At 69.7% G+C, this 26,926-nt stretch carries 28 protein-coding genes; 8 read left to right on the top strand and 20 right to left on the bottom strand.

Going from position 1 to position 26,926, the window contains the following annotated elements; translation table 11 throughout:
- Positions 1-54: 54 nt before the first annotated feature.
- Positions 55-1,077 (top strand): YncE family protein, encoded by a 1,023-nt coding sequence (locus tag AC07EQ_RS00240; RefSeq protein ID WP_478385673.1) that lies wholly within the window; start codon positions 55-57, stop codon positions 1,075-1,077.
- Positions 1,078-1,363: 286 nt separating this feature from the next.
- Here the strand turns inward: AC07EQ_RS00240 and AC07EQ_RS00235 are convergent, their stop codons facing one another.
- On the bottom strand, positions 1,364-1,864 hold the full coding sequence (locus tag AC07EQ_RS00235; RefSeq protein ID WP_478385672.1) for a hypothetical protein: 501 nt from the start codon (positions 1,862-1,864) through the stop codon (positions 1,364-1,366).
- Positions 1,865-2,032: 168 nt separating this feature from the next.
- Between AC07EQ_RS00235 and AC07EQ_RS00230 the strand changes: the two genes are divergently transcribed.
- Both AC07EQ_RS00230 and AC07EQ_RS00225 read left to right on the top strand, forming a co-directional pair.
- Positions 2,033-2,581 (top strand): TetR/AcrR family transcriptional regulator, encoded by a 549-nt coding sequence (locus tag AC07EQ_RS00230; protein ID WP_478385671.1) that lies wholly within the window; start codon positions 2,033-2,035, stop codon positions 2,579-2,581.
- Positions 2,582-2,663: 82 nt separating this feature from the next.
- Entirely contained in the window at positions 2,664-3,110 is a 447-nt protein-coding gene (locus AC07EQ_RS00225) for a hypothetical protein (protein WP_478385670.1), read from the top strand.
- Between the two features lie 203 nt (positions 3,111-3,313).
- Here the strand turns inward: AC07EQ_RS00225 and AC07EQ_RS00220 are convergent, their stop codons facing one another.
- Both AC07EQ_RS00220 and AC07EQ_RS00215 read right to left on the bottom strand, forming a co-directional pair.
- Positions 3,314-3,598 (bottom strand): hypothetical protein, encoded by a 285-nt coding sequence (locus AC07EQ_RS00220; RefSeq protein WP_478385669.1) that lies wholly within the window; start codon positions 3,596-3,598, stop codon positions 3,314-3,316.
- Between the two features lie 92 nt (positions 3,599-3,690).
- Positions 3,691-4,143: a hypothetical protein gene (locus AC07EQ_RS00215; protein ID WP_478385668.1), complete on the bottom strand. Its 453-nt coding sequence runs from the start codon at positions 4,141-4,143 to the stop codon at positions 3,691-3,693.
- A 55-nt stretch (positions 4,144-4,198) separates the two neighbouring features.
- On the opposite strand from AC07EQ_RS00215, the gene AC07EQ_RS00210 reads away from it, so the two are divergent.
- Positions 4,199-5,563 carry a cryptochrome/photolyase family protein gene (locus AC07EQ_RS00210; protein WP_478385667.1) on the top strand — a complete coding sequence of 455 codons (1,365 nt, stop codon included), beginning with the start codon at positions 4,199-4,201 and terminating at the stop codon, positions 5,561-5,563.
- A 147-nt stretch (positions 5,564-5,710) separates the two neighbouring features.
- On the opposite strand, the gene AC07EQ_RS00205 is transcribed toward AC07EQ_RS00210, so the two are convergent.
- From AC07EQ_RS00205 to AC07EQ_RS00195, 3 genes are all read right to left on the bottom strand, one after another.
- Positions 5,711-7,000 (bottom strand): MDR family MFS transporter, encoded by a 1,290-nt coding sequence (locus tag AC07EQ_RS00205; RefSeq protein ID WP_478386223.1) that lies wholly within the window; start codon positions 6,998-7,000, stop codon positions 5,711-5,713.
- A complete protein-coding gene (locus AC07EQ_RS00200) occupies positions 7,000-8,136 on the bottom strand; it encodes a PLP-dependent cysteine synthase family protein (protein ID WP_478385666.1) in 1,137 nt (378 codons plus the stop codon). The genes AC07EQ_RS00205 and AC07EQ_RS00200 overlap by 1 nt, the downstream gene beginning before the upstream one ends.
- 130 nt (positions 8,137-8,266) lie before the next feature.
- Complete coding sequence (locus AC07EQ_RS00195; protein WP_478385665.1) at positions 8,267-8,677, bottom strand: hypothetical protein; 411 nt, start codon at positions 8,675-8,677, stop codon at positions 8,267-8,269.
- 370 nt (positions 8,678-9,047) lie between these two features.
- Between AC07EQ_RS00195 and AC07EQ_RS00190 the strand changes: the two genes are divergently transcribed.
- Complete coding sequence (locus AC07EQ_RS00190) at positions 9,048-10,079, top strand: C40 family peptidase (RefSeq protein ID WP_478385664.1); 1,032 nt, start codon at positions 9,048-9,050, stop codon at positions 10,077-10,079.
- A gap of 230 nt (positions 10,080-10,309) precedes the next feature.
- Here the strand turns inward: AC07EQ_RS00190 and AC07EQ_RS00185 are convergent, their stop codons facing one another.
- The 3 genes from AC07EQ_RS00185 to AC07EQ_RS00175 form a co-directional block, all read right to left on the bottom strand.
- Positions 10,310-12,631 carry a heavy metal translocating P-type ATPase gene (locus tag AC07EQ_RS00185; RefSeq protein ID WP_478385663.1) on the bottom strand — a complete coding sequence of 774 codons (2,322 nt, stop codon included), beginning with the start codon at positions 12,629-12,631 and terminating at the stop codon, positions 10,310-10,312.
- A gap of 32 nt (positions 12,632-12,663) precedes the next feature.
- Positions 12,664-13,614 carry a hypothetical protein gene (locus AC07EQ_RS00180; protein WP_478385662.1) on the bottom strand — a complete coding sequence of 317 codons (951 nt, stop codon included), beginning with the start codon at positions 13,612-13,614 and terminating at the stop codon, positions 12,664-12,666.
- A 68-nt stretch (positions 13,615-13,682) separates the two neighbouring features.
- Positions 13,683-13,892, bottom strand: a complete 210-nt coding sequence (locus AC07EQ_RS00175) for a heavy-metal-associated domain-containing protein (protein ID WP_478385661.1) — start codon at positions 13,890-13,892, stop codon at positions 13,683-13,685.
- A gap of 324 nt (positions 13,893-14,216) precedes the next feature.
- On the opposite strand from AC07EQ_RS00175, the gene AC07EQ_RS00170 reads away from it, so the two are divergent.
- A complete protein-coding gene (locus tag AC07EQ_RS00170) occupies positions 14,217-14,846 on the top strand; it encodes a class I SAM-dependent methyltransferase (protein WP_478385660.1) in 630 nt (209 codons plus the stop codon).
- A 148-nt stretch (positions 14,847-14,994) separates the two neighbouring features.
- On the opposite strand, the gene AC07EQ_RS00165 is transcribed toward AC07EQ_RS00170, so the two are convergent.
- The 6 genes from AC07EQ_RS00165 to AC07EQ_RS00140 form a co-directional block, all read right to left on the bottom strand.
- A complete protein-coding gene (locus AC07EQ_RS00165) occupies positions 14,995-15,777 on the bottom strand; it encodes a sulfite exporter TauE/SafE family protein (protein ID WP_478385659.1) in 783 nt (260 codons plus the stop codon).
- A gap of 4 nt (positions 15,778-15,781) precedes the next feature.
- Entirely contained in the window at positions 15,782-16,366 is a 585-nt protein-coding gene (locus AC07EQ_RS00160) for a rhodanese-like domain-containing protein (protein ID WP_478385658.1), read from the bottom strand.
- A gap of 26 nt (positions 16,367-16,392) precedes the next feature.
- Positions 16,393-17,802: an MBL fold metallo-hydrolase gene (locus AC07EQ_RS00155; RefSeq protein ID WP_478385657.1), complete on the bottom strand. Its 1,410-nt coding sequence runs from the start codon at positions 17,800-17,802 to the stop codon at positions 16,393-16,395.
- A 73-nt stretch (positions 17,803-17,875) separates the two neighbouring features.
- Positions 17,876-18,145, bottom strand: coding sequence for a metal-sensitive transcriptional regulator (locus AC07EQ_RS00150; protein WP_478385656.1), 270 nt, complete (start codon positions 18,143-18,145; stop codon positions 17,876-17,878).
- 209 nt (positions 18,146-18,354) lie between these two features.
- Positions 18,355-18,756 (bottom strand): hypothetical protein, encoded by a 402-nt coding sequence (locus AC07EQ_RS00145; RefSeq protein ID WP_478385655.1) that lies wholly within the window; start codon positions 18,754-18,756, stop codon positions 18,355-18,357.
- Positions 18,757-18,877: 121 nt separating this feature from the next.
- On the bottom strand, positions 18,878-19,447 hold the full coding sequence (locus AC07EQ_RS00140; protein WP_478385654.1) for a dienelactone hydrolase family protein: 570 nt from the start codon (positions 19,445-19,447) through the stop codon (positions 18,878-18,880).
- A 56-nt stretch (positions 19,448-19,503) separates the two neighbouring features.
- On the opposite strand from AC07EQ_RS00140, the gene AC07EQ_RS00135 reads away from it, so the two are divergent.
- Together AC07EQ_RS00135 and AC07EQ_RS00130 are read left to right on the top strand one after the other, a co-directional pair.
- The gene (locus AC07EQ_RS00135; protein ID WP_478385653.1) at positions 19,504-20,082 is read left to right on the top strand and encodes an ArsR/SmtB family transcription factor; all 579 of its coding nucleotides are present in this window, start codon (positions 19,504-19,506) and stop codon (positions 20,080-20,082) included.
- Positions 20,079-21,326, top strand: coding sequence for a multicopper oxidase family protein (locus AC07EQ_RS00130; RefSeq protein WP_478386222.1), 1,248 nt, complete (start codon positions 20,079-20,081; stop codon positions 21,324-21,326). The genes AC07EQ_RS00135 and AC07EQ_RS00130 overlap by 4 nt, the downstream gene beginning before the upstream one ends.
- A 26-nt stretch (positions 21,327-21,352) precedes the next feature.
- Here AC07EQ_RS00130 and AC07EQ_RS00125 read toward each other — a convergent pair whose 3' ends face one another.
- The 5 genes from AC07EQ_RS00125 to AC07EQ_RS00105 form a co-directional block, all read right to left on the bottom strand.
- Positions 21,353-22,324 carry a M56 family metallopeptidase gene (locus AC07EQ_RS00125; protein WP_478385652.1) on the bottom strand — a complete coding sequence of 324 codons (972 nt, stop codon included), beginning with the start codon at positions 22,322-22,324 and terminating at the stop codon, positions 21,353-21,355.
- Entirely contained in the window at positions 22,321-22,680 is a 360-nt protein-coding gene (locus AC07EQ_RS00120; RefSeq protein WP_132487928.1) for a BlaI/MecI/CopY family transcriptional regulator, read from the bottom strand. Before AC07EQ_RS00120 ends, AC07EQ_RS00125 begins: the two co-directional genes overlap by 4 nt.
- 447 nt (positions 22,681-23,127) lie before the next feature.
- Positions 23,128-24,567: an acyltransferase family protein gene (locus tag AC07EQ_RS00115; RefSeq protein WP_478385651.1), complete on the bottom strand. Its 1,440-nt coding sequence runs from the start codon at positions 24,565-24,567 to the stop codon at positions 23,128-23,130.
- A gap of 159 nt (positions 24,568-24,726) precedes the next feature.
- Positions 24,727-25,401: a response regulator gene (locus tag AC07EQ_RS00110; protein WP_478385650.1), complete on the bottom strand. Its 675-nt coding sequence runs from the start codon at positions 25,399-25,401 to the stop codon at positions 24,727-24,729.
- Positions 25,398-26,648 (bottom strand): sensor histidine kinase, encoded by a 1,251-nt coding sequence (locus tag AC07EQ_RS00105; protein WP_478385649.1) that lies wholly within the window; start codon positions 26,646-26,648, stop codon positions 25,398-25,400. The genes AC07EQ_RS00110 and AC07EQ_RS00105 overlap by 4 nt, the downstream gene beginning before the upstream one ends.
- Positions 26,649-26,926 lie beyond the last annotated feature (278 nt).

Here is a 26,926-nt window from a genome sequence, read left to right as displayed (position 1 = left end):
TGATTTTTCGGCGGCTTCCGTTCCGGAGTCCCGCCCGGATGTGAAGATCGGCGCATGGTGACCCGGCGTGCGGTGATCAAGGGAATCGGAAACGCCGCGGCGGTGGCCGCGGTGGCTCCTTCCGCGATTCGAACAGCGCCGCCCGGTGGCGATGTGCTCGCAGTGGTCGAGAAGAGCGGCCATGCCGTGAGCTTCTACGACACGTCCACCGGGCGGCGGCAGGATTCGATCGCGCTGCCGCAGTATCCGCACGAACTCGCGGCGGACTCCGGGCGGCGACGGGGCTACGTCGGTCACTACGGCGTCCGGATGTCCTCCGACACCGGGGAAGGCGGCGCCGCGGTCTTCGTGCTGGACCTGGCCGCGCGCAAGCTGATCCGAACGGTGGATCTCCGGCCGTTCAACCGGATTCACGGTGTGGGCATGGACGCGCGGGACCGCTTGTACGCGCTGAGCGAGGCGAAGGCGACGTTGCTGGGCTTCGACGATCCGCCCAGCGACCGGGAGCCGACGCGGGCGGTGCCGACCGATGGCATCAAGACGCACCTGTTCGCGATCAGCCGGGACGGCGAACTCGCCTACGTGACGGGGCTGCTCTCGCACACGGTCAGCCTGGTCCGGCCGTACGACCCGGTCGCACGACCCGTCGTGATGACGCCGGGCGAGCGCCCCGAGGGACTCTGCCTCAGCCACGACGAACGCACTCTGTACGTCGGTGCCCGGCGAAGTCGGAGGTTGGTGGCGTTGGACGCGCAGCGGATGACCGTGCGCACGACGGTGTCCGTGCCAGGCGATCCGCTGCGCGTGTACGCGCGCCCCGACGGTGTCGTGCTGGTGACCGATATCGCGGACAACAGCCTCACCGCGTTCACCCCGGACCTGCGGCGGCTCTGGTCCCTGAAGCTGCCGGGCACCCCGTCGGCGGTGTCGTTCCACCCGAGCGCGGCATTGGCTTACGTCTCGCAGCTCGGAGACGCCGATCAGGTCAGCATCGTGGACCTGGAAAGCAGATCGATCGCCGGCGGCTTCAGCACCGGGCGCGAACCGGACTCCTCGGTGCTGCTGCCGGCCGCCTGACGCTCACCGGCCGACGCCGGAAGCGCTTAGCGCGGTGAACGTGCTCGTCGTCTCCGTGCAGCACAATTCGGCCACCTCGAACCCGGTGTCGGATGGTCGGTGATCGGCGAGTTCGGCCAGGCATTCCCGGCCTCGCGTGGAAGTGCGGCGAGCGGCTCCTCTGCGGGACGCCCATGCCCTCCTGGCAAATCCCGCAAGTCCGGGTACCAGCGCCGTGTCGGGGCGCGGGGCCCGAGCAGCACTCGCCTGTTGCTGACCAGCACCGCTGCTACTACGCGCACCAGGACTAACGGCCCGCGTGGAAGCGGTCCACGGCGTGCTGGAGAAGCTGAATCATCGCTGGCACGTGGGTGTGCTCGACGGCGGCCCAGCGCGTCCGCGCCTCGTCCGTCTCCTGCTGGTTGAAGTAGGCGAACACCAGGGCGCCATCCGCGCGCTGAACGACGATCTCGGGGAGCAGGCCGATGGCGGAGCCCGCCCCGAGCAGCACGTGGTCCGGGGTGCGCTGCCGCACCTGCCAGCCGAGCACGTGGTCGTCGGACGGGATCGGGCCGAGCCGCACGCCGAGCGCGCCGAACCCGTTCGTCATGGCCTCCCGCATCGCCGCCGGTTGGTCTTCGAAGGTCGCGCGAGCCCACTGCTCGGCGGTCCGGTCTGCCACGCCGTCGAACTCGGCGATGACGGCGTTCTGGTAGTCGATCCGGGCCAGCGTGCACAGGGCGAGCGCTGCCGGTGGTACCTCGATCTCGCGCACTGCGGCCGAAGTCTGCGTTGTGGACCCAACCATGGCTGCTCCTCCACGGGAAGTCGGATCGGTGGTGGACCTTCGCCGGATTCCACCATCCATTCAGTACTGTATGGATGACGCTAGTGGTGCCGGGAAGGCGGCGTCAACCCCGGCGCGGGGGCGATGCTTCACTTGACCGAGCACGCGAGACCGAACAGGAGCAGATCCATGGCGCCACCGACTCGCACCCCGCCGAGCACGTGGATCGAGGCTGGCCTGAAGGCCCTCGCGAGCGGCGGACCGGACGCGGTCCGGATCGAGCCGCTGGCGAAGGAGCTCGGCGCCACCAGGGGCAGCTTCTACTGGCACTTCAAGGACCGCGGCGCGCTCCTCGAGGCGATGCTGAACACCTGGGAACAACGCAGCATCGACGAGGTGATCGACCAGGTGGAGACCGAGGGCGGAGACGCGAGGGACAAGGTCCGCAGAGCGGGCATGCTCACGTTCTCCGACGAACTGGTCCCGGTCGACCTGGCGGTCCGGGACTGGGCCCGGTACGACCCGGCGGTGGCCGAACGCCTCCGCCGAGTCGACAACCGCCGCATGGACTACGCCCGCGAACAGTTCAGAAAGTTCTGCACCGACGAAGACGACGTCGAAGCCCGCAGCCTGATCGCCTTCTCCCTCGCGATAGCCAAGCACCTGCTGGCGGCAGATCACGGCCCCCGAACCCGGACAGAAGTCCTCCACCTGGCCTCCGCTCGCCTGCTCGCCTGATCACCGTGAACGACGGCACGTCGAGGAAGCCATGATCTGCTTCGGCGACAAGCGGCTGCTGCCGCTGCACGGGAGGTGCTGAGTGGAGTTCATCAAGGTCGAGTGGAATCCGGAGCAGGGAGGGTTCTGGATCGATCCCACCGCCTACGTCGCGGAGCTGCCGAAGCTCGTCGATGACCTGCCGAAGGGGGCCCGCACCTTCGCGTCGGATCCTGATCACTACGCCTTCGGAGGTCCCAGGTGCATCAAGGATCTCGAGTTGATCGGTGCGTCCTGGGTCGGTGACGGTGACACGGGCTTCGAGGTCCGCTTCGGCCCGAACGCGTGGAAGCACGATTCAGGTCTCGTGATCAGGTACGCGCAGGTGTCGGACCTGCATCTGACTGCACCAGGCGCGAGCGTCGACGATCTGGGGCCGGTTCTTCTCGACGAGATCCTGCCTGTGAAGCACGGGTGCAGTCACGAGATCGTGTTCATCGGAGGCACGCTCTCGATCTCCTGCGCCGATCTCGAAGCCCGCTGGGAATAGGGTGGAATACCAGCTTCGCAGGGTGTGAATCGACTGACCTCGACCAGTTGGCGTCCGTGGCCCCGCACGCTAGACCGGCCCGCAGCACGGCGCGAACGTTCCGCGTGAGTGCGTAGGAATATGACAACGGCGCGGTTGGCGTTGAGGAATATGTCCGCTGGGGCGGAACGGCCGAGACTCTCGTTCGTGGTGTCGGCCCAGCCTCAGGCTGCGTCGTTCTGGTCCCACCAGGCGTCGGCTGTGTCGTCGGTCCACTCGGCGAGGCGCGTTCCGATGTGGCCCGGGAAGTCCTCGAGGGCGTTCAGGCGCCGGCTGATCTCCGCCTGGACGACGAGCGCTTCGCGGCGGTGCCGTCGCACGAGGTCCCAGCACTGCTGTTCGAGCGCGTGGTTCATGCAGAGCTCGGCGAGCTTGACGCGACGATCAAGTTCGTCCAGGGGGCAGGAAGTCAGTGACTCGGTGTGGGATTGCAGGATGAGCTGGGACATGGTCACACACCCCGATTCGTCGGTGGATGGCTGTTTCGGTCGCGCTATCCACTGTGACGCCCGACACCTGCGCCGCGTACGGGGTGAACTACTCATGGCACGTCCGCATTCGGCCTGAGTAGTGCGCCGGGCCGCAGACGCTCGATGGGCGGCGATGGACCGGCCCCCAGGGGCTGCCGGATGAGTCCAAGACCCGGAACGTGTTGCCGGCAGGCACGATCACGATCGAAGTCGATGAGCACGAGTGTGCGATTCAAAAGTGGTTCACTGGCGGAGCCGCCCCTGGTTCGTCGATGGGACACCGAGGACGGCGGCTTCAGGCTGGTGTTGTCGGGCTCGTCGGGAACCGGTTCGGAACGGCGGCGCTCCTGGAAGTCGACGACGATCCGGCCGACCGCGGTGAGGTAATCCGATTTCTCATCGCGGAACTGATGGTGGCCGATCCGGAGCACGGCGATGTCGCGTGGTGGGAACAAGCGTTGCTCCAACGGAAAACCGCGATCGACCGGATTCGCGTCAACGGATTTATCCTGGGCTCGGCCCATCGCCGGCCTGCGGTGGGCCGACCGCCGCGAGTCAGGTCGGATGCGGAGGTACCCGATGGGGAACGCCGGGGTTTCGATCGCCCTGTTCACTCGGGACCTTCGGGTGCACGACAATCCCGTGCTGTCCGCGGCCGCCGCGGCGGCTCGCGTCGTTCCGCTGTTCGTGCTCGACGAGGCGATCATCGGCAGCGACCACCCGTGCCCGAACCGGGCGGCGTTCCTCGCCGAGAGCCTGGCCGACCTCGATGCGGGACTTCGCGAGCTTGGCGGCCGGCTCGTCGTCCGCCGCGGTTCGGTGGTGGCGGAGGTCAGCCGGGTCGCGGAGGAGGTCGGTGCCGACGAGGTGCAGGTGGCCGCCGACGTCAGCGGCTATGCCCAGCGCCGCCTCCGGGCGCTGCACCGTGCGCTGTCGGCCGAGGGCCGTGACCTGGTGGTGCACGAGGCCGTGATCACCGCGGTACCAGCGGGAGAGGTGACACCCCAGGGCAAGGACCACTTCGCGGTGTTCACCCCGTACTACCGCCGCTGGTCGACGGCGCCGAAGCGCCGCCCGCTCGGACCACCCGGCCGCCTGGCGATGCCCCGTTTGAGCGCGGGGCGGATTCCCTCGGCAACGCAGCTGTGCGCAGGCGAGACCTCGCCCGACCGGCCCGTCGGAGGGGAAAGCACGGCGCGGCGCTTGTTCGACGAGTGGACCCGGTCGGTGCGCGACTACGCGGACGACCACGACGATCTGGCGGCGGACAACACGTCGCGGCTGTCGCCCTACCTGCACTTCGGCTGTCTGTCCTCAGTGGAACTCATCGACCGGGTCGGCACCGGCGGTCCCGGCGCCGAAGCGTTCGTGCGGCAGATCGCCTGGCGCGACTTCCACCACCAGGTGCTGGCCGCTCGACCAGCGGCCTCGCAACACGACTACCGGTCTCGAGGCGACCGGTGGCGCCACGACGAGCGCGCGCTGGAGGCGTGGAAGCAGGGTCGCACGGGCTACCCGATCGTCGACGCCGGCATGCGCCAGCTGGCTCGCGAAGGCTGGATGCACAACCGGGCCCGGTTGATCGCCGGAAGCTTCCTCACCAAGACGCTGTACATCGATTGGCGCTGGGGAGCCCGGCACTTCCTCGATCTGCTGGTCGATGGCGACATCGCCAACAACCAGCTGAACTGGCAATGGGTCGCGGGCACCGGCACCGACACCCGCCCCAACCGCGTCCTCAACCCGTTGGCGCAGGCGAAGCGCTACGACCCGAACGGCGACTACGTGCGCCGCTACGTGCCGGAGCTGCGCGGCATCGACGGCGGCGCCGTGCACCAGCCCTGGCGTCTCGACCCCGGCATCCGGCGGCGGTTGGACTACCCGCAGCCGATCGTCGACCTGGATGAGGGCGCCCAGCGCTTCCGAACCGCCCGCCGGGCATAGCCGACCGTTCGCGGGTGGCGCTGCGGCGTTGTCCGGCTCCCGGTGCGGGCCGACTCGAGTGTGACGACGAGCAGCCGTTTCGAGCGGCAGGCCGCCGGAGCCATGACTTCTCCAGCGGCCTCCCCGGAACCAGCAGGTGTCGCCCGTTCAGCCCTGCGCGGGTTGCGGGACCGCGCTCAGCCGACTGGCCCGTTCGAGCGTGCTGATGCCGGCGGCGCAACACAGGCCGATGACCGCCATGCCCAGCCAGGGCAGCATGGCGAACCCGGACGATCGGGCGATGTCCAGCGCGCTACCGGTCAGGAGATTGCCGGCCATGATGCCCACGCCGCAGACCGTGTTGTAGAGCCCGTAGTAGGTCGCGACGAGCCGGTTGCCCGCCAGCGTCACGATCGTCTCCATCTCGAAGGGGAACACGATGACCTGGCCCAGCGCGAGGAGTGCCGCCGACAGCAGGAGCGGGACCGCTCGCACGGCGACTTCGGCCGCGGAGAGGCTCCCGGCTGCGCTGGGCGAGCCCGCGGTGATCAATGGCGGGAGGAACGCCGCGCTCATCAGCACCAGGCCGACGGTGAGGCATCGGCCAGGTTCCCATCGCCGCTTGCACCACGCGGTGATGCGCACTTGCCCGGCGATCGCCAGCATTCCCGACACCGCGAAGAGCGCTGCCACGGTTGCCGTTCCGGGCAGGCCTTCGCCCGCCAATCGGCGAGCCTCCAGGGGCAAAGCCAGGTAGACCTGGAACGTCAGCACGTAGCTGCCGATCATCGCGACGGAGAACATGACGAACGGCCCGTTGGAGAATGCCGTTCGCCAGTCCGAGAGGACTGACGGACCGGGGCCCGCAGGCGAGTCCGCCCGCTGCGCCCTGCGTTGTGGCAGAGCACGGGCTTGCAGGATCGTCAGAACGGCGAAGACGGCTGCGGCGACGAAGCACGTGAGCTGGAACGCCACGCCGGTCAACACCATCCCCACCAGCGGGCCCAGCAGGATGCCGGCCTGGTAGAAGACGTTGAACAGCGCGAACGCCTCTACTCGTCGGTCACCGGCATCGTGCGAGAGGTAGGCGCGCACGGCCGGGTTGAACAAGGCCCCGGCGAAGCCGGTCGCAGCCGAGGCGAGTACCAGCGCCGGGACCGAGTCCACGACGCCCAGCAGCGCGAATCCTGCCGTCCGCAGCAGGCATCCGGCGAGGATGAGCGGCTTGTAGCCCAAGCGGTCGGCGAGGGTGCCGCCGATCAGGAACATGCCTTGCTGCGAGAAGTTGCGGACCCCGAGGACGAGCCCCACCAGCCAGGTCGCCAGGCCCAGCCCGTCGGACAGGTGCGCGGCCAGGTAGGGGATGAGCATGTAGAAGCCGAGGTTGATGGTGAACTGGTTGATGACGAGCAGCTGAACCGGTCGGCTGAAGGACCGGAACTGGCGGAGCGTCCGGATCACAGCCCACCTCCGGCAGGCGCGGTTCCGGCCGGGTTCGACACGTGCTCGCACCGCGTCCACCGGGTCACTTCGCGTTGCCCGGGGTGCCCGATCGAGTCCGGATCTTCGGGCGGAGTCGTCCCCAGAAGACCGTGTCGAGCGCAGTACTCATCGCTGTACACGGTGTCGAAGTATCGCTGTGGCCCATCCGGGAAGACCGCCGCGATGCGGGTGTCCGGTCCTGCCGTGCGTGCGATCCAGCCGGCGACGAGCGCAACCGCGCCGACGCTCCAGCCGCCGCTGGCGTAGGTGGCGGCCGCCAGTTCTCGCGCCGACCACACGGCTTCGCTCGGGCCGACCCAGTGCACCTCGTCGAACGAGTCGTAGTCGATGTTCCGCGGGTAGATGCTCGAACCGAGGCCGCGCATGAGGCGCTGGCGCGCAGGTTGGCCGAAGATCGTCGAGCCGATGGTGTCGACGCCCACCAGGCGCAGCTCGGGGAAGAACGTTCGCAACACCCTGCTGACGCCCGCCGAATGACCACCGGTTCCGACGGAGCACACCAGGACGTCGAGCCTGCGGAGCTGGGTCACCAGTTCCAACGCCAGCGACGCGTATCCGTCCACGTTGTCGGGATTGTTGTACTGGTCGGGGCAGAACGAGCCGGGATTCTCCGCGAGGAGCTCGGTCACGCGCTCGCGGCGCGCCTGCTGCCATCCTCCGGTGGCGTGCGGTTCGTCCACCACATCGACGCGGGCCCCGTAGGCCCGCAGCATCCGGTGCATGATCGGCTCCATGCCCGGATCGGTCACCAGGGTGACCGGGTGCTGGTACCGGATACCGGCCAACGCCAGGCCCAGTCCCAGGGTGCCGCTGGTCGACTCGACGATCGCGCCGCCGGGCGCCAGCTCACCGCGCTGGCGGGCCCGTTCCACCATGTGCAGTGCGGGCCGGTCTTTCATACCACCCGGGTTGTGACATTCCAGTTTCGCCCAGAAACCGCAGCCCGCTCGGTTGAACGGCCGGTCGATCCACAGCACCGGGGTGTTCCCGACCGTCGTGTCGATGGTGTTCGAAGTGACGGGAGCAGCGGAGTTCCTCGCCAGCTGGGCGAGAGCGGCATCGGTTCGCGCGGATGGGAGCAGGGTATCCATTCGTGTCCCTCGGATCGCTGCGCGTTGAGGCGCAGGGCAGGAAGGCGTGCCGGTCCGGCGTGACCAGGAGGACCCCGGTCGCGCTGGGAAGGGCACGGTGATCGTGATCAGCGTGGAAAGCGAACGCTGATCACGTTCGTGAGGTGCACGAGGAGGCGAGGATCTGACGCCCGCTCGGCGGTAGTGCCGGGTGCGAGGAACTCGCGAGCGAAATCCACCCGCGGTCGCTGCGGGGGAAGGGCGGCCACGCCTCCGGTTCCGGCGCGGCCGTGTCCAGGAACGGCGAGATGTCCCGTGCTGAAAGCCCGCAATGCGAGTCGATCGGGCCGTGCTGCGTGGTGCCGTCGTCGCCTGGGTGCCGGCTGTTGTCGCACTCCTGGCTTGGGAGGTTCGAGGCGTAGGCGCCCGCATGGACGGCGGCGGAGTGCGCTGGGTCGAGTCCGATCACCACATGCGTGGCGAGGAACGCCGTCAACACGAAAAGCGCGATGCACGACCAAGCTCCGCCGATGTGGCGGACGGTGAAAGGCTGAGCTCGCACAGTGACGACTGTAGCGCGTGCTGCTGGTCGCTGCTCGGCGGGGTTGGCATTGGCCGATGACGTGTTCTTTCTTGTGCGGCAACGCTATCTGGCGGACGGCGTCCTGTGTCGACAGTGGACGACGAAGCTCGGATCGTGACACTCTGGATTTCTACTAGGTGAGCTAGTAGATTGAGTACTAATACGAATAGTAGACGAGTGTTCGATCGTCGAGCGGGTCCCGCTCCCCGGGTTGCGGGGAGCCCACATCGACGACTCGAGTGCAGGCTTTCCCGGCGGCTGGGGCCATGTGCCCGACCGGCCGCCGGCGGGAGCCCGTAGGGACGAAGGAGAGCGGTCCAGCGTGGCTTTGCGCCAGTTGAAGCGTTCGATGCGGAGTGCGATCTCGGCCTCCGCGGTGGCCGTGACGGCAGTGTCGGTGGCCTTGCCCGCAGTCGCGCAGCCGTCGGTTCCGGCAAGCGGTTCCGCCGAGATGAGGCGCTACGAGCAGCTGAGCGAGGATGCGAGCAAGGCGAATGAGGACGTTCTCGTCGCTCAGGACGAACTCGACAGGAAGCAGGCCGAACTCGACGCCGCGAAGGCGCAAGCGACCGCGTCCAGGAGTGTTGAGCAGCAGAGCCGGGCGGACGAAGCGCGCCTGCGGGGCCGGGTCGACGAGCTCGCGGGTGCGGCATATCGCGGTTCGCGGCTCAACGGGCTCTCGGCCTTGCTCGCCAGCGAGAATCCCGACGCGTTCCTCGACCGCGCCACAGCTCTCGAGGTGATGGCCGCGGACGACAACGAAGTCCTGGGCGGGTACGCCCGCGCCTCCGTGAGCGCCGCGGAGGCTCGAGGCACGGCCGAGTCGGCCGAGCGACGCGCGCAGGAGGCCGCCGATACGGCGGCCAGGCTCCTGGAGGACGTGCGAAAACGCAAGCAGGACCTGGACAAGCAGGTCGGCGACCTGCGCAAGGCGATGAACGCGTTGAGCTCCGGGGAAAGGGCCGGCCTGAAGGGGCCGGTCGACACCGGCAGCTACCTCGGGCCGCCCGGTGCGGCGAACACCGCCCTGCAGGCGGCCTTGTCGAAGCGAGGTTCCGAGTACGTCTGGGGTTCCAAGGGGCCCAGCACGTTCGACTGCTCCGGCCTGACCTACTGGGCGTACAAGCAGGCCGGGGTCACCATTCCGGGCAACAGCCGGGCCCAGTGGGGTGTGGGGCGGCCGGTGTCGAAGGACCAGTTGCAGCCGGGAGACCTGATCTTCTTCGACGACGGCAGCGGCAACCCCTCGGCCATTCACCACGTCGGCATGTACGTCGGGGGCGGGAAGATGATCGACGCGCCCACCGAAGGCCAGCTGGTGGACGTGCGGTCGGCGAAGGGGGACGGCCACTACATCGGCGCCCGGCGCATCGTGGGGTGAACGGCGGAATGGGGCGCTCGGCGCGATGTCGCCCCGTTCCCGGATTGGGCATACATCAGTCAGGGCACCCAAAGACCAGGGAGCCTCTGAGGTTCCGCCACCCGCACCGCCACGCAAAACGAGGCTGGAAAACCTCAGTGGGAAGCAGGCCGGGAAGAACGGCGTCGCTGCGGTGCGAAAAGCCGAACGGGCCACCACGTCCAGCGTGGTGGCCCGTTCTGCCCGGGCGGTCAGTTGCGCCCGGTCACCGGTTCCCGCCGGTCGATGACCGGGGCGAGGTCGGCCGGGTCTCCCGCGGTGCTGCGGAAGCCGCGCAGCCGCAGGCTGTTGCTGACCACGAACACCGAGCTGAACGCCATCGCCGCCCCGGCGATCATCGGGTTCAGCAGTCCCGCTGCGGCCAGCGGGAGGGCGGCCACGTTGTAGGCGAAGGCCCAGAACAGGTTGCCCTTGATGGTGCGCAGGGTGCGGCGGGAGAGCCGGATGGCGTCGACGGCGGCGCGGAGGTCGCCGCGGACCAGCGTCAGGTCGCTGGCCTCGATGGCGACGTCGGTGCCGGTGCCCATGGCCAGGCCGAGGTCGGCCTTGGCCAGGGCCGCGGCGTCGTTGACGCCGTCGCCGACCATCGCCACGACCTTGCCCTCGCCCTGCAGGCGCGTGACCACGTCGACCTTGTCCTTCGGCAGCACCTCGGCGATGACCTCGTCGATGCCGACCTGCCCGGCCACGGACCTGGCGACGGCCTCGTTGTCGCCGGTGAGCAGCACCGGCGTCAGGCCGAGCTCCCGCAGCTGCGCGATGGCCTGCGCCGAGGTGGGCTTGACCGTGTCGGCGACGACCAGCACCGCCCGGGCCTGCCCGTCCCAGGCGACCGCCACCGCGGTGCGGCCTGCTGCCTCCGCAGCGGCCTTCGCCGCGGCGAGCTCCGCGGTCAGCGGCTGGCTCCACTCCGCCAGCAGCGCCGAGCGGCCGACCAGCACCGCGTGCCCGTCGACGATGCCCTGCACGCCCAGGCCTTCGACGTTGGTGAAGTCCTCCACCGCGGGCAGCTCGCCCACCGCCCGCTCCGCGCCGCGTGCGATGGCGCGGGCGATGGGGTGTTCGGAGGCGTTCTCCAGCGCCCCGGCGATCCGCAGGACCTCGTCGCGGTCGGTGCCGGCGGTGAGGTGGACGTCGATCAGTTCCATCTGGCCGGTGGTGACGGTGCCGGTCTTGTCCAGGACGACGGTGTCGATGCGCCGGGTGGACTCCAGCACTTCCGGGCCCTTGATCAGGATGCCGAGCTGCGCGCCGCGGCCGGTGCCGACCAGCAGCGCGGTCGGGGTGGCCAGGCCCAGGGCGCACGGGCAGGCGATGATCAGCACCGCGACGGCGGCGGTGAACGCGGCCGCCAGTCCGGTGCCCGAGCCCAGCCAGAACGCCAGCGTTCCCACCGACAGCGCGATCACGATCGGCACGAACACCGCCGAGATCCGGTCCGCGAGCCGCTGCACGGCGGCCTTGCCGGTCTGCGCGTCCTCGACCAGCTTGGCCATCTGGGCGAGCTGGGTGTCCGAACCGACCCGGGTCGCCCGCACCACCAGTCGACCGCCGGCGTTGACGGTGGCACCGACGACGTTGTCGCCGGGACCGACCTCGACCGGGACGGATTCGCCGGTGAGCATGCTGGCGTCGACCGCCGAGCTGCCCTCTTCGATCACGCCGTCGGTGGCGATCTTCTCGCCGGGACGGACGACGAACCGGTCCCCGACGGCGAGTTCGCCTGTGGGGATGCGGACTTCGCGGCCGTCGCGGAGCACCGCGACGTCCTTCGCGCCGAGCTCCAGCAACGCCCGCAACGCCGCGCCTGCGCGCCGCTTCGACCGCGCCTCGAAGTACCGCCCGGCCAGGATGAACGTCGTCACCCCTGCTGCGACCTCCAGGTAGATCGAGCCCGCACCATCGGTGCGCTGGATGGTCAGCTCGAAGGGGTGCGTCATGCCGGGCGTGCCCGCGGTGCCGAACAGCAGCGCGTACAGGGACCACAGGAACGCCGCGATGGTGCCCATGGAGACCAGGGTGTCCATCGTGGCCGCGCCGTGGCGCAGGTTCGTCCACGCCGCCTTGTGGAACGGCCAGGCACCCCACACCAGCACCGGTGCGGCCAGCGTCAGCGAGATCCACTGCCAGTAGGTGAACTGCAGGGCCGGGACCATCGCCAACGCGATCACGGGCACGGACAGCACGACCGATGTGATCAGCCGCTGCCGCAGGGTTCGGGTCGAGTCCGCTTCCTCGTCGTCCCGCTCGGTCGCCGGGCCGCTGTCCTGTTCGGTCCTGGGCAGGGTCGCGCCGTATCCTGCGGCCTCGACCTCCGCGATGAGCTGTTGCGGGTCGATGCCTTCCGGGACGCTGACCTTCGCCTTCTCGGTGGCGTAGTTGACGGTCGCCGCGACGCCGTCGAGCTTGTTCAGCTTGCGCTCGATGCGCGCCGCGCAAGAGGCGCACGTCATGCCGGAGATCGAAAGTTCGAGTTCGCTGGTGACTTGCGGGGGTCGTTCCGTGGCGGTCATGCCGTTCTCTCCTCGCTGCTCAAGTTCTTCGGTCAGCCGTCGTGGCCGGCGTGGCCGTCACCGCGCTGGGTTTCCGGGGTGGTGCCGCCCGCGGCGTCCACGGTGAACTCCGCGGTGCGCACGACGCCGTTGTGCTGGAAGTCCAGGAACAGCCGGTAGGTACCAGCGGTGGGTACTTCCGCGACGAAGTCGATCTCCGGGCCGGGTGCCGTCCTGCCGTCGCCGGGCGCTCCCTCGGGGTGCACGTGCAGGTAGGCCAGGTCGCCATCGCGCAGTGCCACCAGGTGTCCGTAGGCGGACAGGTACGGCTGCAGGTCGGTGACGGGCCGGCCGTCCTTGGCGACCGCGAGCCGGACGGGGGAGGCCTGGCCGGGGACGAGCTCACCGTCCAGCTGGACCCGGTAGCCGTCGACCTCTGCGACCCGGGAAGGAGCGAAGTCGCGCGGTTCGAAGGCCCCGCCGGCGGCGATGTCGGTGCCGAGGGTGGCCGGAGCGGCGCCGGTCGGGGTGAAGTCGGCGAAGACCCGGTAGCTGTCGGCTTCGGGCAGGTTCAGCGGGACGGTCCAGGTGCCGTCCGCGGCCATCTCCGGGTGCAGGTGCTGGAATCCCGCGGTGTCGCGGCGCACCACGATGAGGTGCATCCGCTTGTCGTGCTCGACGTCGAACCCGGTGACCGCGTTGCCGTCGGGGCCGAGGATCCGGAAGGAGAAGGGCTCGGTGGTGCCGGTGTCCTGCGTCGTGTCGGTGGGCGCGAGGGTGTAGCCGCCCCTGGACGACGCCAGTCCGCCGGGCAGGGCGGTCTCCGCGACGGTGCCGCTGTGGGTGTCCCCGTGCCCGGCGACCTCACCGCCGGGCATGTCGCCGTGACCGCTCGGGGCGGACATGGCGGTGAAGGGACCGACGGCGGTACCGGTCGCCCAGGCGCCACCGGCGACCAGGGCGAGCGCCGCACCGTAGGCGGAGAGCTTGCCTGCTGTGTTCATGATGATTCCTCGCTGTGCTGGCCGGGCCGGGAGCCCGGGCGGGTTCCCGGCCCGATCGGGGGTGGAGGTCAGCTGGGGGCCAGCTCGTAGCCGGCCTCTTCGACGGCGGCCCGCACGCCGGCGTCGCTGATCGCCTCGGCGCTGGTCACGGTGACGGAGCCGGTGGGCAGGTCGACGGCCACGTCGGAGACGCCGCCGATCTTGCCGACCTCCTCGGTCACCGACTGCACGCAGTGCCCGCAGGTCATTCCGACAACGGTGTAGGTGGACTCGGCCATCAGGAGCTCCTCGGTGTCATGTCGTCCGGTTCGTCACCGCTTCTACCCCTGGGGGGTATCGGCGACATCAGTTTTATACCCCCTTGGGGTATGTCGGTCAAGTCCGCGGGGATAGCTCGATCGGACGGGTTGCTCGCCGGTCGATCCGGTCGGCGAGGCGGCACTCCGCGTGCGTCCAATGTGGATTCCGGAGATCCGGGCGCGCGAACTCGCGCCGGGCCCGGACGGAAATCGGGTACGACTTCCTGTGGGCGCTGCCCGGCCGTTGGAAGTAGCTTGGCCGTGTCAGTGCGGTGCTCACGTGCGACCGGGACGGAGACTGTTATGCCGGGCAAGGCGAACCTCGATCGGCTGCGGCGCTACTGGGACCGGCACTCCCGTGGTTACGACCGCCAGATGGGGTTCATGGATCGGAAGTTCTTCGGCGACACGAGGCAGTGGCTGTGCGGGCAAGCCGAAGGCGAGGTCCTCGAAGTCGCCGTCGGTACCGGGCTGAACCTCGGCTGGTACTCCGACGACGTGCGACTCACCGGGGTCGATCTGAGCCCGGGCATGCTCGACCACGCGCGCCGTCGTGCGGAAGAGGCGGGCCGGGAGGTCGCGCTGAGCGTCGGCGATGCCCAGTGGCTCGAGTTCCCGGACGCCTCGTTCGACACCGTGGTCTGCACGTTCTCCCTGTGCGCGATTCCAGATGATCGGGTGGCCGTCGGGGAGATGAAGCGCGTTCTGCGGCCGGGCGGACGGTTGCTCCTGGCCGACCACGTGGTGAGCACGTCGTGGCCGGCTCGGGTTGTGCAGCGGCTGCTGGAAGTCGTCACGATCCCGGTGGGCGGGGAGAACTTCCGGCGTCGCCCCATCAAGCACGTGCGGGCCGCCGGGTTCAGCATCGAGCAGCATGATCGTTTCAAGCTGGGGATCGTCGAGAGGCTCGTCGCCCGCAAGCCGGCGGCCTGATCCGCCCGCTCCCGTTCGGCCAAACCTGCTCCCGCCCGACAACGGACGGTTCATCGCCCGCCCACCGAACGACGCAGCTCGCTGACGAGGTTCCACGAACGAAAAGCGCCGCATCGATGTGAAGCCGGTCGGGTGCCGTGCTCGGCCCTCAGCCTGCGGTGGGCAGATCGAGTCCGGACGAGATGCCCACTCCAAGCGCGACGGCCAGCACGACGCAGGCGAACGCGCGGCGGACGGTGGTTGCCGGGAGGCGAGCCGCGAACCTGCCTGCGGCCACCGACACGAGCATCGCGGTACCGGCGAACGCGATCAGCACGCCCACATCGAGGCCGCCCGCGGTGCCGATGTGCGCGAGCAGCCCGCTGCTCGCGTTGATCAGCACCACCACCAGGGAGGTGGCCACGGCTTGCGGCGCGGCCAGGCCGAGCAACACGGACAGCGCCGGGACGACGATGAAGCCGCCGCCGACGCCGAACAGCCCGGTGAGCACGCCGACACCGGCTCCGGCCGCTGCCGACTTCGGCAGGCAGCGGCGGTGATCGATACCGCCATCCGGCATCCGGCACGCGCCCGTGTGCTCGTCGTTGCCGGTGAACATGCGCACGGCCACGACGACCATGAGCGCCGCGAAAGCCAACAACAGCCAGCGCTGCGGGAACTCCCGGCCGAGGGCCGTGCCGGCGAAGGTCCCCGGCAGGCCGGCGGCGCCGAACACCAGCGCCACCGGCCACTGCACCGCGCGCAGCCGCGCCCGGGACGACAACGCGCCGATGGACGACGCGGCGACCACCACCAACGCGGTCGGGATCGCGGTGCTCAGCGGCTGCCCGACACCGTAGACGAGCGCCGGGACCGCCAGGATGGAACCACCGGCGCCGAGCAGGCCCACGGAAAGGCCGATCACGGCGCCGAAAACGACGGCCGGCAGCATCGGCTCAGCGGGCCGGTGCGTCGTCCGCGGTCAGCGCCGCGAGCAGCGTCGGCGCGTCCTGCGCCGGAGTCCGGTTGTACGGCAGCAGCGAGAGCACCCGCGCCATCGCGCAGGTGTTGCTCAGCGCGGAGAACGTCAGCCCGCCACCGATGAATCCGGCCAGCCACTTCATCTTCGGCGCGACGACGCTGCCCAGGACGCCGGTCAGCACCAGCGATCCGGCGACCAGCCGCACCTGGCGTTCCATCGCCCACCTGCCGGTTCCGCGCGCGACCGGGGCGCCCTGCTGGTCCCACGCGTTGATGCCGCCGGCGAGGACGGCCGGCCGGCCCAGCCCGGCGGCGGCGAGCAGGGTGCGGGCGTCCTCGGCCCGGGCGCCGGAACCGCACACCAGCACCACCGGGTCGTCGTGCCCGGCGGCCAGGTCGGCTTCCCGCAGCAGGTCGAGCGGCACGTTGTAGGAGCCGGGGATGTGCGCGGCGGCGAACTCGCCGGGCGTGCGAACGTCGATCAGCCGCGCCCGGGGTTCGCTTTCGAGCAGCGCGCGAGCACGGGAAACGTCTACAGTGGATGATAACGAGCCGGTCATGGTCCTCCTTCTGCCGAAATGTGTCGTCATGCCGCGGTGACCAGGGGAACCCCGGCCGGGCCTGCGGCGGCGAACGCGTCGTCGACGACGACGGCGGTCCGCCCGGCGGATTCCAGCAGCGATGCCGCGGCGGTCGCCCGGTATCCGCTGCCGCAGTGCACCCACACCGATCCGGCCGGGATCTCCGGCAACCGGTCCGCCAGCTCGTAGAGCGGGATGTGCACGGCGCCTTCGACGTGCGAGGCACGCCATTCGTTGTTGGTCCGGACGTCCAGCACGACATCGGCGCTCGGGAGCTCGCCGGGTGCGCCGGCCAACGCGGTGGCCAGTTCGGCGAACGTGGCGGCCGGGGTGCTCACCAGCTGGGACTCGTCGGCGGCCAGCTCCGCGGGCTGCCCGGTCGCGGCGGCGGCGAAGTGGTCGATGCCGATGCGGGCGAGCTCCCGCTGCGCGTCGGTGACCTGCTCGCTCGACTCCCCGACCAGCGTGATCGGCGCGCCCCAGTCGATCATCCAGCCCAGCCAGGTGGCCATCGGCCCGTCCAGGCCGAGGCTGATCGTGCCCGCCAGGTGCGTGTCGACGTAGGCCTTGCGGGACCGCAGGTCGATGACCCATTCGCCGCGCCGCAACCGTTCGGCGAGGTCTGCCGGCGTCGCCTCGGCGGGCGCGCGCAGGTCCAGCGGCTCGGGGCCGGCGATGTTGCGCGTCCCCATGTGCGCGTAGTAGGCGGGGTAGGCGTCCAAGCCGGCCAGGGTGGTGTCGACGAAGTCCTGTTCGGCCAGCGACAACGCCGGGTTGGCCGAACGCTGCTCGCCGATCGTCGACGAGTCGCCGTCGGCCTGGGTCGCCGAGCAGAAGCTGCCGAATCCGTGCGTGGGCCAGATCCGGGTGCCCTCCGGCAGCAGGTCGGCGAGCTTCCGGACCGACCTGTGCTGGTGCCGGGCGAGTTCTTCGCTGTGCTGCTCGCCGAGCAGATCGGTGCGCCCGGTCGTGCCGTAGAGCAGGGATCCGCCGGTGAACACGCCGACCGGTGCGCCGTCGCTCTCCAGCACGTACGAGAGGTGGTGGAAGGTGTGCCCGGGCGTGGCCACGGCGCGCACCCGGAAACCGTCGGCGACGTCGAGCAGGTCGCCGTCGCGCAGCGGGCGGTGGGTGAACGGCGCGTCGTCGGCCGCGGCGATGCCGTACTCGGCTCCCGTCAGCCGGGCGAGTTCCAGGCCGCCGGAGACGTAGTCGTTGTGGACGTGGGTTTCCAGGACCAGCACGATCCGCGTGTCCAGCCGACCGGCGAGGGCGATGATGCGGTCCACGTCGCGCTGGGGGTCGATCACCACCGCGCGCCGTCCGTCGGTGGCCAGGTAGCTGCGGTCGCCCAGCGACGAGGTTTCGACGACCTCGACGCGGAGCCCGGCGAGTCGTGAGGGCGCTGCTGTCACTTCGATTCACCTCCGATACCCCGGGGGGTATGGTTCGGGCGCACCTGTGCGCTGGGCGAGGTCGCGCCGGTCGTCAGGCGAGGGCGAGGAAGAGCCGTTCGAGCTCCTGCTCGGTCATCGGGGGTTCGTCCCCGCTGTCCCGCGCCTGCTGGCAGTACCGCATGCCGCTGGCCACGATCTTGAAGCCGGCGCGGTCCAGGGCGCGGGAAACGGCGGCGAGCTGGGTCAGCACCGCCGCGCAGTCGTCGCCTTCTTCGATCGCCTCGATGACGCCGGCCAGCTGGCCCTGCGCGCGTCGAAGGCGGACCAGGGCGTCGCCCAGGAGTTCGGGTTTCATCTGCATGTCTTTCGCCTCCCGTGCCGACCATACCCCGGGGGGTACCCGATCGGGCGGGATGTGACGGGACGCACGGCGGCCGCCCGGCGTCCGGACGGTGCGGCCGGCCTCGGGTGGACCGATCCTCCCGGGCCGATATGTACCCCGAAGAATGGTCGACCCCCAGCTCGGGTAGGCCGCTCCGGCGATCGCCGGAGTGATCGCTTGCGAACGCCTTACGTGGAACTCAGAGCGTCCAGCGACGCCACGGGAACGATGCCATCCGCCCGACGAGCCAATGCCTCATCGATCGTGACCAGCGCATCGGCCTGAAGCCGCGTCACGGCAAGGTATTCGGCGTCCCCGATAGTGTCCCACCCCTGCTCCCGGGCGATCCGCCAGGCTGTGCGACGGGAGACCCGGTCGCCCAGCAGCCGCATCTTTACCTCGGTCAGGCGCTCGTGCATTCGCAATGCCTCGACCTCGTCGAGCTCGCCGCAGCTGACCTGTTCGAACAGCAGCGACAGTGCCTGCGACCGCACCGGGTTTGGTGCGACAAGCTGGTGATCGGGTCTGATCTGCACACCGGTCGACACGATGTGCAGCAAGGTCCTGGCATCGACCACGTAGCGCGTCATGGCTCGATGAACTCCCACTCCTCGTCCGTCAGTTGCACACGAGTCACACAAAACGATCTACCGGATCAGAGCCTCGGAGCGAGTCCCGAACCCGCAGATTGATCACGACTCGATACGCGCCCTAGCTCGAGCCGAGAAACTCGATCGTCCGCTGGGTCAGGAGCTTGGCAGCGTCCGGGTCGTAGGACGGCAGCGAATGGTCCGCGAACAGATGCTGGTCTCCGGGATACAGAAACATCTTTGCGTCAGCGGAATCGGAGACGAGCGCGCGAGCAGCATCGACGTCCTCGGCGAAGAACGGATCGGCTTCCTTCGCATGCACCTGCACAGGCACACCGTCAGGCCAAGCCGCGCCGAACTCCGACACAGGGATGCAGGCGTGAAACAGGAGCGCGCCCCGCGCGCCCGACCGAGTCTGCGCCAGCTTCTGGGCAGGCAGCACACCGAGCGAGAAGCCGACGTAAACGATGTCCTGCGGCAGGTGCTCGGCCGCGCGGACGCCACGCTCGGTGATCTCGCCGAAGCCGATCTGCTCGACGTAGCCCGAACCCTCCTCAAGGGAGCCGAAGGTACGCCCCTCGAAGAGATCGGGCGTGTGGACGGTGTGGCCGACGGCGCGCAGTTCGTCGGCGAAAGCGGCGACGCCGGGGGTCAGCCCCTGCGCGTGATGGAACAGTACGACCTCTGTCATGCCCAACCCCTTGCTCACCAGTAGCGAATGATCCGAAACTTTAGAATAATCGAGAGGTGCCGAACAATACCCTTCCCGACTACGATCTCGCCGACGTCACAGACGTGTCAGACCCGGCCCAGCTCCACGCGCTGGCCAGCCCAGTGCGCAACGCCATCCTCGAGCTGCTCCTCGAACGCGCCGCCACTGTGAGCGAATTGGCCAGCGCACTGGACCGCCCGAAGAGCACGGTCGCGCACCACGTGAGCGTCCTGGTCGATGCCCAGTTGCTGAAGGTCGTGCGGACCCGCCGGGTGCGGGCCATCGACGAGCGTTTCTACGGCCGCACCGCGCGCATCTTCCGTGTCGGCACGGTCAGCCCGACTGCCGGGGGCGTCACTCCGTACTGCAACAACGATCTCGCCACGGCCGCAGCCGAGTCGGTCCCGGCGCACCAGGCAGATCAACTGTCCTCGATCGTGCGGCATGTTCGGATCCCGCAGGAGCAGGCCCGCGAGTTCTGGGCGCGGGTCCTGGAGCTCGCCAATGACTACGCACAACTGCCGCGCGGAGGCGATGTGGTGTACGGCTTCGCGGCCGGGCTCTACCCGACCGACTATCCGGCGCTGCCAGAGGCTGAGTCTGCGGCGGACTGACCTGTACCGCAGGTCGTGTCGTCCGCAGCCACGGCCTGCAGCCCCCGAAACTTCACCGCCCTGGCCCCATCTCAGGCAGCAACCACCGAGTCAACAACGACATGGACGGCGTGCCCGGCGTGACCCAGGAAGCCGTCCGGCCTGGCACGAAGTTCGACTACGAGTTCACCGTGCCGGATCCGCGGACCTACTTCTTCCACCCGCACGTCGGCGTGCAGCTCGACCGCGGGCTCTACGCGCCGCTGATCGTCGAGGATCCCGACGAGCCCGGGCAGTACGACGCCGAGGCGGTCGTCGTCCTCGACGACTGGCTGGACGGCGTTGCCGGAGATCCCGACGCGAAGCTCGCCGAGCTGACGGCCAAGGGCATGCAGATGGGCGGCATGGGCCACGGCGGGATGGCGGGGATGGGCGGTATGGATCACGGAAGCACGGGCGGAAACGCGGGCCCGCTGGGGTCGGACGCGGGCGATGTGGACTACCCGCACTACCTGATCAACGGGCGGGTGCCGACCGCGCCGAGCACGATCGGCGCCCGGCCGGGGCAGCGGCTGCGGTTGCGCATCATCAACGCGGCGTCGGACACCGCGTTCCGCGTGGCGCTCGGCGGCCACCGGATGATGATCACCCACACCGACGGGTTCCCGGTCCAGCCGGCGGAGACCGACTCCCTGCTGATCGGCATGGGTGAGCGCTACGACGCCGTGATCACCGCGGGCGATGGCGTCTTCCCGCTCGTGGCGTCCGCGGAGGGCAAGCAGGGGCAAGGGCTCGCCCTGGTGCGCACGGGATCCGGGACGCCCCCGGCGCCCGATGTGCGTCCGGCGGAGCTGGACGGTCGGCTCCTCGCAGCAGGGTCCCTCGTCGCTGCGGAACCGGTCCGGCTACCGGCGCGGGGCCCGGACCGCACGCACGGGCTGGAGCTGGGGATGGACATGTCGGCCCCGTACCGGTGGACGATCAACGGCAAGACCTTCGAGGAAGGCCGACCGCTTCCGGTCGGCCAGGGCGAGCGGGTCCGGCTGCGCTTCGTGAACAGGACGATGATGTTCCACCCGATGCACCTGCACGGGCACACGTACCAAGTGGTGACTGGGCGGGGTGCCGGGCCGCGGAAGGACACCTCGATCGTGCTCCCGATAAAGACGCTGGAGGCGGACAACCCCGGCCAGTGGATGATCCACTGCCGCAACGCCTACCACGGCGAAGCCGGAATGATGACGACGATGTCCTACCAGGCTTGAGAAATCGCGGGTTCCGCCGATGCAGGTCAAATCTCGAACAGGATGGGGCACGTGATCATCGCGAGGCTGGCGAGGATGCCCAGGCCCGCGAGCGCCGGGAGGAGTGCGGCGGTCAGCCCCGCCATGCCGGAGGCCAGCGCGCGCCTGGCCCGTGGCGCGCAGGGCCCCAGGAATTCGAGGTGGTGCAAGCGGAGGGCGACGGCGCTGTCGGCCATGCCCAGGGCGTGCTGGGGAGTGGCCGGACCGCCGTGGCAACCCGACATGATCAGCAGGGCCGAGCGCACGGAGCCGGCACCGTGCAGACGCGCCGCGGCGCGATCGGCGGCCAGTTCGACGGCCGTGCGCACCAGGGCGGGGGAGTGGCGCATCAGCGGGATCCACCGTGCCGAACGAGCGAGGGCTTCGGCCAGGCCGACCAGCATGTGGTGGCGCCCGTGGAGATGGGCGCGTTCGTGCTCGATGACCGCGGCGGCGTCGCCCGCGCAGAGTTCTTCCCGGACGCCGTCGGTGGCGACCACGAACGCCGGTGTTCCGGCAACGCTGTAGGCCAGGGGTTTCGGGTGCGGCAGCCACATGGTGGGGAACGGGCCGGCCTCGGGCTGCGCGGCGACCCGCAGCAGTTCGAGCTGCCGCTGGTGCATCCGGCGTTGCCGCCGAACGTGGTGCATCAGCCTGACGCTGACGAGCAGCAGCAGGCTGGTGAGACCGAGCAGGAGCAGCAGTGCCGTCACCGCGTGGAACTGCGGGAGCGCACCGTGTTGCACGGCGGTCAAGCAGTGGTGGACCAACTCCATGAGCAGGGATGTGGGCCCGTGGGCGGGCAGCAGGACCACGACCAGGGCGGCTACGACCGTGAGGAACGTCGTCGCCACCAGCGCAACCCAGGTCGCCAGCACGACCTGGGGATCGATTCGCCGCGCCATCATCCGGTCCAGCAGGCCGGGGGAGTAGCCGGCGACGATGCCGACGCCGAGGAGCAGGGCGAACGCGAGGATCATCGCCGGGGCCGCCGCCGCAGGCCCCGCCGCAGGGCGGCCGTTTCGTCTTCGGACGCGGACTGGGCGAAGTGCAGCAGGACGGCCTCCGGGTCACCGCTGGATTCGAGCAGCTCGCGCATGGCCCGGGCCGCTGCCGCTTCGCGGGCTTCGGCCGGGGTGTAGAGGTATGCGCGGTTGTGCAGCTCCCGCTCGACCCACCCCTTCTTGTGGAGGTTGTCGAGCACGGTCATGACCGTCGTGTAGGCGAGATCGCGCGTGTTGTTGAGTTCCGCGAGGACTTCGCGAACGGTCATCGGCTCCGCGGACTGCCACAGCACGTCCATCACGGCGCCTTCGAGCTCTCCCAGACCCTGCATGCCGAACCTCCTGCTCCTGCGGCCGAGGATACGGGTTCGTCCCGTGCGCACATGAACGCCTGCGGCGTTCCCGCGATCAGCCCCGACGGAGCTCGCGCGGTGAAGATGCCCGCCGTCTGTCGACGTCATCGGATCGGACTCGGTCGCGACGTGCAGCCGCCCGTCGGCGACTCTCATCACCTGCGGTGCGCTGGAGAGCAGGCCGCGCGGTGTCCAGGACGTTCCACCGTCGGTGCTGACTTGGACCCGGCCCCCGACGTCGATGCCGTTCGGTGGTGGCGACGAGTTCATCGGGGTTGGCCGGGCTGACCGCGAATTCCGCCAGCACGATCTTCCCCCGTCGGCCCCAGGAGGTGTGGTCGCGGCTGACCATGATCTCGGCCGTCGCGCTGCTCGCCGTACGGCGAGATCGACTTCCACTCCACGCGCTGCATCGCGGCGACGCTGCTAGCGGCTTTCACGTCCCCGGGGGATCCCGTGCCGCAATCGGACAGTGCCGACTCCGCCGGCTGACGGAACGTCCAGCTTGAGTCCACAATGGACGTAACCGGTGGCGTCGGTCTGATCGCGGTAGTGCGCGCGCTCATGCGTGTTCCTGGCGACCGGCGAACGCTTCGAGGAGTGTTGCAGGCGCAGCGCTACCAGGAGCAGGAGCGCAGCGGTCGTTGCTGAAACGGTGGTGAATCCCGCGATCAGCACCGTGACGATGGCCGCGATGGCGATGACCACACCGGCCGCGGCGAGCCCGGGCGTTCGACGAGGCGGCCCGGTGGTCCCGCGCTCGAATCGGCCAAGGCGGCCGGCGAGCGGGATGAGGACCAGTGCGATCCCGGCCAACCACGGGCCCCGGGTCAGCCACCACGCGGCGCCGAGCGGCTCCGGCCAGGGGAATCCCAGCACCAGCAGCACGGCGGCGAGCAGCACCACGGCGGGCATGTGCCAGAGGTAGATGGTCAGCGAATGCCTGCCGATCACGTCGACTGCGGCGCGGAGGCGCGGCCGTCCCATGTGGACCGCGAGGCGAGCGGTGACGAGCGACAGCAGGCACACCTGGACGACGCCGAGCAGCACCAGGTTGATGGTCGGCGGGTTGAGGTTGGCCAGCATGTCGGCCGGGTAGGGGCCGGTGGTCGTGCCGGTCAGCAGCAACGCGAACGCGCCGAGCGCCACACCCAGCAGCAGGCTGTTGGACCGGAACCGGAACCAGCCGTCGGCGTACCAGAACCCGATCTGCTGGATGGCCAGCCAGACGAACGCGAGGTTGGCGAACCCGATCGCCGGCGAAGCGGTGGCGATCGACAGCACGTCGACGCCGAGCGCGAACGCGACGAGCAGCGCAAGCGTTGCCCGCGGCGCTCGCTCGTGCAGCCGGCACATCAGCGGGACCAGCGCGGACGTCCCCAGGTAGACGCCGATGAACCACATCGGCTGGCCCATCCGGAACCCGAGCTGTGCGAGCAGGTCCGGCGAGACCCCGGCCGCGCTCGCCAGCGCCAGCGCGCCTGCGATCGCCGCGAACGCGATCAGTGCGGGCCGGGCGAGCCGGATGAGGCGGGTCCGGACGAAATCGGCCGGCGTCGCACCGGCGTCGCGCATCCGGCGCCACTGCGTGATGCCGGCGAATCCGCCGACGACGAAGAACAACGGCATCACCTGGATGATCCAGGTGATCGGGGTGAACCACCGCTGGTTCTCCAGGGCGTTCGTGATCTGGATGCCCGACGCGCCGACCTCGATGCCCGCCATCATGGCGTGCAGGACGACGACCACCACCAGGCAGGCGGATCTGACCAGATCGAGAACTCGGTCGCGGGATGGTCCCGGGCCGCCAGGCGGTGCCGGTGCCGGTGCCGGTGCCGGTGCAAAAGGTGTGCGCAGATTGGCCACTGTCGCTTCTCCCGTGAAAAAGTCCGGACGAATTCCGGACCGGAAAAAGCGTATGAATTCGGCGGCCGTGATCGCGTCCGTCCTGGGAGCGCATTCAGGACCCCTACCGCGGTAGGGGGTGGGGCGACCACTACCACCCCGGTACTGCGCCTTGGCGCATCATGCGCCGGTGGCGGAGACCAGCCCGCATTCGTAGGCGGCGATGACGGCCTGCACCCGGTCGCGGACCCCCAGCTTGCCGATGATGCGGCTGACGTGGCTCTTGACGGTCTGCTCGGAGATGAACAACGCTCCGGCGATCTCGTTGTTCGAAAACCCTTGCGCGACCAGGACCAGCACCTCGCGCTCCCGTTCGGTGAGTGCCGCGAGCCGCGGTGCGGTGGTCTGCCGTGGCGGGGCGGACCGGGCGAAGTGCTCGATCATCCGGCGCGTGACCGTCGGTGCCAGCAGCGCCTCGCCACCGGCGACCACGCGCACCGCCGAAACCAGATCGGCAGGCAGCGCGTCCTTGAGCAGGAAGCCGCTGGCGCCCGCCCGGATCGCTTCGTACACGTAGTCGTCGATGTCGAAGGTCGTCAGCATCAGCACGCGGGGCACGTGCCCGACACCCGCGGGCGGGTGCATCAGCTGCCGCGTCGTGTCGATCCCGTTGAGCACCGGCATCCGCACGTCCATCACGACGACGTCCGGCTGGCGGCTGTGGCTGATCTCGATCGCGCGCGCGCCGTTCTCCGCCTCGCCGACCACCTCCATGTCGGGCTGGGCGTCGAGCAGGGCGGCGAACCCGGCTCGCACCATGGCCTGGTCGTCGACGACGATCACCTTGATGGTCACTGGTCTTCCCGCTCCTGCGAATCGTTTCCAGCCGTGTGCAGCGGGAGAACCGCTCGTACTTCGTAGCCGCCGTCGTCGAGATGTCTGAAGTGGACGTTCCCGTCGACGACCGCGGCCCGCTCCTGCATGCCGACGAGACCGTGCCCACCGCCCTGCACCGGGGTCACCGCCCGGTCCGGGGCGCTGTTGCGCACGGTGATCGTCAGCTCACCGCCGGAGCGGGCGAAACGCACCTCGGTGCGCGCGCCGGGGGCGTGCCTGGTCACGTTGCTCAACGCTTCCTGCACGATGCGGAACGCCGCGATGCCCGCGATCTCGTTGCCCGTCCCGTCTTCCAGCAACTCCGTGCCGTGCGCGGAAACGTCCACGCCCGCGCGGCCGGCGCTGTCGATCAGCTCCGGAATGCGGGCCAAACCCGGCTGCGGAACCAGCTCGCCGCCGGTCTGGCCGTTGCGCAGCACGCCCAGCACGCTGCGCATCTCGCCCAACGCCTGCCGGGACGCCGCCGCCATTTCGTCGAATTCCACGATGAGCCGCGGGTCGAGGTTCGGGTGCCGGTACTGCGCCGTGGTCGCTTGCACGTTGATCAGCGACATGCTGTGCGCGATCACGTCGTGCAGCTCGCGGGCGATCCGCGTCTTCTCCTCGGCTATCACGCGCTTGGCGTGTTCGTCGGCGCTGAGCCTGCGTTCCTGCACGAGCTGCGAGGAGATCTGCCGCCACTGCCGCACCACCAGCGCGCCGCCGAACACGCCACCGGTGACCGCGCCGAACAGGATGAGGTTTCCCGCCACGGCATTCGCCGGCACGCTCTGCGGCACGAGCACGGCAGCCCCGACAGCTGCCGCGACGCCACCGAGCCAGCATCGCAGGCCGGCCGGCCACGCTTGGTGCACGCCGAGCACGCTGATCAGCAGCCCGTGACCGATCAGCGTCGTCACCGAGACCGGCCAGATGGCCGCGGGATCGTCGCTGCGGGCCGCCATCGCGAGCAGGAAGACGGCTGAACAGGAGAGGACGGTCGCCGGCCGCGGGTAGAAGAGCGCGATGCCGATCGATCCGGCTTGGGCGATGCTGAGCAGGAACGCCAACGCCAACGGCATCCCGAGCGCCACGGTGTTGAGGGGGACCGCCACGGCCGCCAGCGCCAGCGCGAGAAGACCGAGCGCGGCCGAAACCCAGACAACGGGCTTCACCTGGGGGCGCGGCCGCTCATCCGGATCGCGCCTGCGCTTGGACTTCGCCATCGGGGGAGGCTCAACTCCACAGCTCGTAGAGATCTTCGACGAGCCTACCCGCTGCGCAATGCCGGTCCGGCACTCGACCGCGATGCCCGGCAGCGGCGGGCCGAAATCTCGACCGGCGACGGCACACACCTCGAACGCGGTCGGTCGGAGCTTCGCGGTGGGGGGGGGGGGGGGGGCCCCCCCCCACCCCCCCCCCCCCCACCTTCTCCCGGTTCAGCCCTTTTGCCGTTCCTCGCCCAGCCCCCCCTCTCGGCCAGGAAAAGAAAAACAACCAAGAA

It is taken from the genome of Saccharopolyspora sp. NPDC045839 (genome assembly GCF_056431645.1).
The sequence above is the reverse complement of the archived record's forward strand: the minus strand, read 5'-3'. Positions and strand labels throughout refer to the sequence as shown.